Here is a 6,197-nt window from a genome sequence, read left to right on the forward strand (position 1 = left end):
GCCGCGCCGCGGGTCGCCGGGCGCGGCCGGTCGAGCGGCAGGTCCAGCACGGGCGGGTCGGCGAGCCGGTCCCGCCAGTACGCGAGCTGCCCGGCCGCCTCCTCGGCCAGCCGTTCGCGCTGCCAGGCCGCGTAGTCGCCGTACTGGAGGGCCGGTGGGGCCGGTGCCTGGCCGTACGGGTCGGGGTAGAGCGCGGCCAGCTCGGCGGAGAACAGCTCCGTGGACCAGCCGTCCACCGCGATGTGGTGGAACACCACGCACAGCACGTGCTCGCGCTCGTCCAGGCGGAGCAGGCTCGCCCGCCACGGCGGCCCCGCGGCGAGGTCGAAGGGGCGCCGGATCCGTTCGGCGGCCAGCTCCCTGGCCCGCGCCTCACGTGACCCCGCGGGCAGCCCGGACAGGTCCAGCCGCTCCAGCGGCACCCCGTCGCCGGGCTCGCGGACGATCTGGACCGGCTCGCCGTCGCGGCTCGCGTACGTGGTGCGCAGGATCTCGTGCCGGGCCGCGATCGCGCCGACGGCCGCCGCCAGCCGGTCGGCGTCGAGGTCGCCGCGCAGCCGGTGGGCGAGGAACACGTTGTAGGCCCCGGCGTCGGCCTCCAGCCGGTCGAGGAGCCACATGCGCTCCTGGGCGGGCGACAGCGGCCGCTCGCCGCCGCCGAGCCGTACGGGGATCGGGTCCGCTTCGATCGCGCCCATGTCTATCGCGCTCCCCCGGTCATGCCCGCCTCGATCCTGGCCACCAGGTCGCCGAACGTCGCGCTGTCGAAGAAGGCGCGCAGCGGCAGGTCCACGCCGAGCCGTTCGTGCACGCGGGAGGCGATCTGCATGAGCGTCAGCGAGTGCGCTCCGAGGTCGAACAGGTCGTCCTGCGGGGCGATGGCGTCCACCCGCAGCACCTCCTGGCAGATCGCCCGTACCACCTCTGCGGGGCCGGTCCGCTGAGGGCCGGGCTCTTGGGGGACGGGCTGCTCAAGGTCTCCCGTGTCCGCTGGCGGCTCGGGGAGTGCGGCGCGGTCGAGCTTGCCGTTCGGGGTCAGCGGCAGCTCCGGGAGCGGGACGAAGCGCTCGGGCACCATGTACGGCGGCAGCCGCAGCGCCAGGTGCCGCCGCAGCTCCCGCTCGTCCACCGGCCCGCGCCGGACGAGGTAGGCGATCAGCCGTCCGTCGAACGAAGCCGCCGCGGCCTGCTCGACCTGGGGATGCCCGGCCAGCGCGGACTCGATCTCGGCCGGCTCGACCCGGTGCCCCCGGATCTTCAACTGCCCGTCAGAACGGCCAAGGAACTCCAGCACGCCGTCCGCCCGCCATCGGACCCGGTCGCCCGTGCGGTACATCGGGCCGTCGGCGTGCGGGCCGGCGTGCGGGCCGGCGAACGGGTAGGGCACGAAGCGTTCGCGGGTGAGGTCGTCCCTGCCGAGGTAACCGCGCGCCACCCCGGCGCCCGCGATGACCAGCTCCCCCGGCACGCCGATCGGCGCCAGGCCGCCGTACTCATCCAGGACGTGGACGGCGGTGTTGGCGATGGGGCTCCCGATGGCCACGGTATCGGGGTCCTGCGGGACCTCCCAGGCGGTCGACCAGATGGTCGTCTCCGTCGGGCCGTACATGTTGACCAGCCGCCCGACCCGCGGCCTGAGCTGCCGGGCGAGCGGCGCGGGCAAGGACTCGCCGCCGGTCAGCGCGACGACACCGGGGGCGTCGAACCCGGCGGCGAGCAGCATCCGCCACCCCGACGGGGTCGCCTGCACGTGCGTGACGCCCTCCGCCTTGATCAGCTCGACGGCCGCGGCCGGGTCGGACTGGTCGGCGAGGACCACCCGGCCGCCGGTGACGAGCGGGAGGAGCAGTTCGAGCGCCGCGATGTCGAAGGCGGGCGAGGTCAGGGCGAGCCAGGTGTCGCCGGGGCCGCCGCCGAGGAGGTCGCGCATGCCGAGCAGCAGGTTCGCCAGCGCCCGCTGCGGCACGGCCACCCCCTTCGGGCGGCCCGTGGAGCCGGAGGTGTAGATCACGTAGGCGAGGTCGTCCGGGGCGGGGCCACCAGGGACCGAGCCGCCCCGGGCGGACCCGTCCGGGGCCGGGTCGTCAGGGGTAGGTCCGTCCGGGGCCGGGTCGTCCGGGGCGGGGCCGGTGGCGTCGGCGCGGATTTCGTGGAACGGCACGGGCGCGGGCACAGGCACGGGCGCGGGCACAGGCACGGGCACGGGCACGGGCACGGAGCCGTCGGTGAGGACGGTGCGCACGCCCGCGTCGGCCATGATCGACGCCAGGCGTTCCTCCGGGTGCCCGGGATCGAGCGGCAGGTACGCCGCGCCCGACCTGAGCACCGCGAGCAGGCTCGCCACCAGCGGCCACGACCTGCCCAGCAGCAGCGCCACCGGCGCGTCCCCCGCCTGGGGCAGCCGCCGGGCGAGGCGGTCCGCCAGCGCGTCCAGCTCGCCGTACGTGATGCGCCGCTCGCCCGCGACGACCGCGACGGCCTGCGGCGCGGACCTTGCCCGCGCGGCGAACAGCGCCGGGACGACCAGCTCCGCCTCCTCGTACGGCACGCGGGTGTCGTTCCAGGCGGTGGAGAGCAGTTCACGCTCCGGCTCCGGGAGGATCGCGAGGTCGCCGAGCGGCGTGTCGGGGCGCTCCGTCACCTCGGCGAGCAGGGTGCGCAGGTGACCGGCGAAGCGCGCCACGTCGTCCGCGCCCAGCTCCGCCGCGTCGTACCGGAGGCTGACGGCCAGGTCGTCCGTGCCCTCCACGACCTGGAGGTCCAGCGTGCCGCGGACCGCGCCGGGGAACATCGTCCAGCGCACGGCGGCGTCGAGTCCGGGGAACACCGGCTCGGCCGCGCGCCTGCGGTAGCTCACGGTCACGGGAGTCAGCGCGGTACGCGGGCGCGCCCCGCCCACGGCCCGGCCGAGCGGCACGTGCCGGAAGCGGTAGGCGGCCCGCAGCTCCGCCCGTACGGCCGCCGCGAACTCGCGGAACGTGGCACCCGGCGCGGGGTCGGCGCACACCGGCAGCTCGTTCACGAACAGGCCCACGTGGTCGCGGGTCGCGGCGTCCCTGGTGCCCAGGCCGACCGAGATCGGGACCGCGCGGTTGCCGTACCGGTGCAGGAGGGCGCGCAGCAGCGCGACGACCGCCTCGAACCGGGTGACGCCCACCGCCTCGGCGGCCTTGCCGAGCCGTTCCCAGGCCGCGTCCTCCAGGGTGAGGGTCTCCCCCGCTCCCTCCGTCGCGGCGGCGCGGCGCAGGCCGGGGAGCACGAGGTCGGACGTCTCCCGCCAGCGCGGCGCCCAGAAGGCCGCGGCCCCGGCGAGGTCCGCGGCCACCCGGTCATCCTCGGCGCGGGCGTGCTCGCCGTACGAGACGGGCAGGTCCGGCAGGGTGTGGGGACGTCCGGCGCGGGCGGCGGTGTAGAGGGCGGCGAGGTCGCGGAGCAGCACGTCCTTCGAGCCGCCGTCGAAGACCAGGTGGTGGGCGACGAAGAGCAGCAGGTGCCGGTCGGCGGCCAGGCTCACCAGGGTGAACCTGCACAGCGGCCCGGCACCGAGGTCGAAGGGGCGGCCGACCTCCGCCCGGACCAACTCCTCCATGCCCGCCGCAGTGTCCACCGCAGTGTCCTCCGCCGCCGCGTGCGTGTCCGTTCCCGCCGCGTCCGTTCCCGCCGTGTCCGTTCCCGCTGGGAGCCGTTCGTGGTGGAAGGGGGGCGGGGTGGCGGCGGGGAGCGCGTGCAGGGCGCCGGCCCGTTCCTCGAAGCGGGACCGGAGCGGCTCGTGCCGGTCCGCCAGCGCGGCGCACGCCACGCGTAGCGCCGCCACGTCCAGCTCACCGTCGAGGGCCACGGCGAGCGGCATGTGGTAGGCGGCACCGGCGCGGCCGGTCTGCTCCGCCAGCCAGATGCCGTGCTGGGCGTGGGACGCCTGCATCAGTTCTCCTCCCTGAGCGCGCGTTTGAGCACCTTGCCCAGGGCGTTCCTGGGCAGCGAATCCCGTACGTCGATCTGTCCCGGCAGTTCGTGCGGGGCGAGCTTGGGGGCGAGGAAGGCGCGTACCTCGCGTCCGGTGATCCCGGGCGGCGCGACGATCGCCGCCGCGACGCGTTCCCCCAGCACCGCGTCAGGGACGCCGAAGACGGCGGCCTCGTCGATCAGCGGGTGTTCGTGCAGCGCGGCCTCGATCTTCAACGTGGAGATCTTGAACGCTCCCGACTTGATGACGTCCTGGTCGCGGTCCACGAGGTGCAGGTAGCCGTCGCCGTCCAGGTAGCCGACGTCGCCCATGCGGACCCACCGGCCGCGGAAGGCGGCGTCGTCCGGGTCGCCGTAGTAGAACCGCGGGGCCGTCGGCGAGCGCAGCCACACCTCGCCCGCCTCGCCCGCGGGCAGCGCGGCCCCGTCCTTTCCCGCGATGCGGAGATCGCCCGGCGAGGCGGGCCGCCCCACCGACGTCGGCCGGGCCGGGTCGAACACCATCGTGGTCTGCGCCGGCGCGGCCTCGGTGGAGGTGTAGTAGTTGACCAGCACCGCGCCGGGGAACAGCGCGCCGAGCCTGACCGCCACGTCGGGCGGCAGCGCGGACGCCGTACAGCCGAACAGCTTCACGCTCGACAGGTCGTGCCGCTCGTGCACCCGCGCCCGCAGCAGCTCGATCGCCATCGACGGCACCGCGAACACCGTGCCGGGCGCCCTCGACTCGATCAGCCGGGCGAACCGGCCGGGGGTGAAGCGCGGCAGCGTCAGCGCGCCGGGCCGGGCGTCGAGCGCGTTGAGCAGCATCGTCTGTCCCGCGTTGGTGCCGATCGGGAACGCGTGCAGGAACAGCCGGGAGTGGGCGAGGGGACGGCGGCGCGGATGGTCCGTGGTGCCGTGGGTGAGGTTGGCGTGGGTCGCGGCCACGCCCTTGGGGCGTCCGGTGGTGCCGGAGGTGTAGAGGATCTGGGCCAGGGCGGTGGGCGGGATCTCCGGCGCGGCGGATAACGCGGCGGACGACTCGCGCCCGTCGTCTAGTTCGTTCGTCGTCGCGGTCCAGCCCGCGTCCCAGCCGGGAGAGACACCGCTCTCGTGCAGGAGGCCGGAGGCGGAGCAGTCGGCGAGCATGGCGGCCCGCTCGGCGGGCGTCGCGCGCTCCGGCAGCGGTACGGCGACGCCCCCGGCCTTGTGGATCGCGCAGTAGGCGACGGCGAACTCGATCCAGCCGCGCCCGCCGTACAGCAGGCCGACGCGGTCGCCCGCGCGCACTCCCCGGTCGAGCAGCGCTCGCGCGACGGAGCCGGAGCGGCGCTCCCACTCCTGGAAGGTCATCGAGCCGACGGTGTCCACCACGATGGCGGCGTCGTCGGGATCCTGCGCCGCCCTCGTCGCGAGGAGCTGGGGGACCGTCCTCACCGGGGCTCCTGGGCGCGTGCAGAACACGCCCACGGAAGATCCATCCGTCTCACAACAAGAGGATGACAGATGACAACTTGCCACAGCAATAACAGGACGAACTGTGTTCAGATGTCATCATGGAGCGCGCAAAAGACCTACAGCATGCGCCGTGGACACCTCCCATGCCGGTGCTGCGCAGCGGGCGGCTGACCTGGTCGCAGCAGGAGTGGGTCCAGTGGGTCCCGTCCGACTCGGCCACCTCGTTCGAGGACAACATCTGCGAGAGCGTGCCCGTCGACGGCGTGCCCCGGCGCCACGTGCTCGCCGCCGTGCGTGACGTCGTACGCCGGCACGAGGGCCTGCGCTCGCTCGTCCGGCGCGGCCCCGGCGAGAGCGGCAGCCAGCACGTCTGCCCCGTCGACGCCGGGCTCGACACGATCGTGGAGTTCACCGACGCGGACCCGTCCAGACCGCACGGCCGCGGCCCGTGGCGGCTGACCTGCTTCCGCGTGGGCGAGCAGTGGCCGGCCGCGTTCGTGCTGTTCGCCGCGGGCGACGAGGTACGCAGGATCGACATCGTGATCGACCACGTGGCCGTGGACCCGTGGGGCATGCGCGTGCTGCGCGAGGACCTGGAGCACGCGATCGGGGCCCGTGCCGCCGGCGCCGAGCCGTTCCCGGGTGACCGGCCGGTCGAGCAGCCGATCGACGCCGCCGAGGCCGAGGTGTCCCCCGCCGGGCTGGCCTACCAGCGGCGCGCGGCACGGCACTGGGAGCGGCGCCTGAGCCGGATGGCCGAGTCGCTCGACGGCCACGTGCCCCGCGCGCCCGCGCCG

Annotated in this window: 4 protein-coding genes; 1 reads left to right on the plus strand and 3 read right to left on the minus strand. The window is 75.2% G+C overall.

The window, feature by feature from the left end; translation table 11 throughout:
* From ABD844_RS45460 to ABD844_RS45470, 3 genes are all read right to left on the minus strand, one after another.
* Window positions 1–698, minus strand: a 698-nt coding sequence (locus tag ABD844_RS45460; protein ID WP_344893580.1) for a condensation domain-containing protein, incomplete at its 3' end; no start/stop codon positions are given.
* Between the two features lie 2 nt (window positions 699–700).
* The gene (locus tag ABD844_RS45465) at window positions 701–3,922 is read right to left on the minus strand and encodes a non-ribosomal peptide synthetase (RefSeq protein WP_344893583.1); all 3,222 of its coding nucleotides are present in this window, start codon (window positions 3,920–3,922) and stop codon (window positions 701–703) included.
* Window positions 3,922–5,379, minus strand: coding sequence for a class I adenylate-forming enzyme family protein (locus tag ABD844_RS45470; protein WP_344893586.1), 1,458 nt, complete (start codon window positions 5,377–5,379; stop codon window positions 3,922–3,924). The genes ABD844_RS45465 and ABD844_RS45470 overlap by 1 nt, the downstream gene beginning before the upstream one ends.
* A 164-nt stretch (window positions 5,380–5,543) precedes the next feature.
* Here ABD844_RS45470 and ABD844_RS45475 point away from each other — a divergent pair.
* On the plus strand, window positions 5,544–6,197 hold a 654-nt coding region (locus ABD844_RS45475; RefSeq protein WP_344893589.1), incomplete at its 3' end, for a condensation domain-containing protein.

The organism is Nonomuraea antimicrobica (assembly GCF_039536965.1).
Taxonomy (GTDB): Bacteria; Actinomycetota; Actinomycetes; order Streptosporangiales; family Streptosporangiaceae; genus Nonomuraea; species Nonomuraea antimicrobica.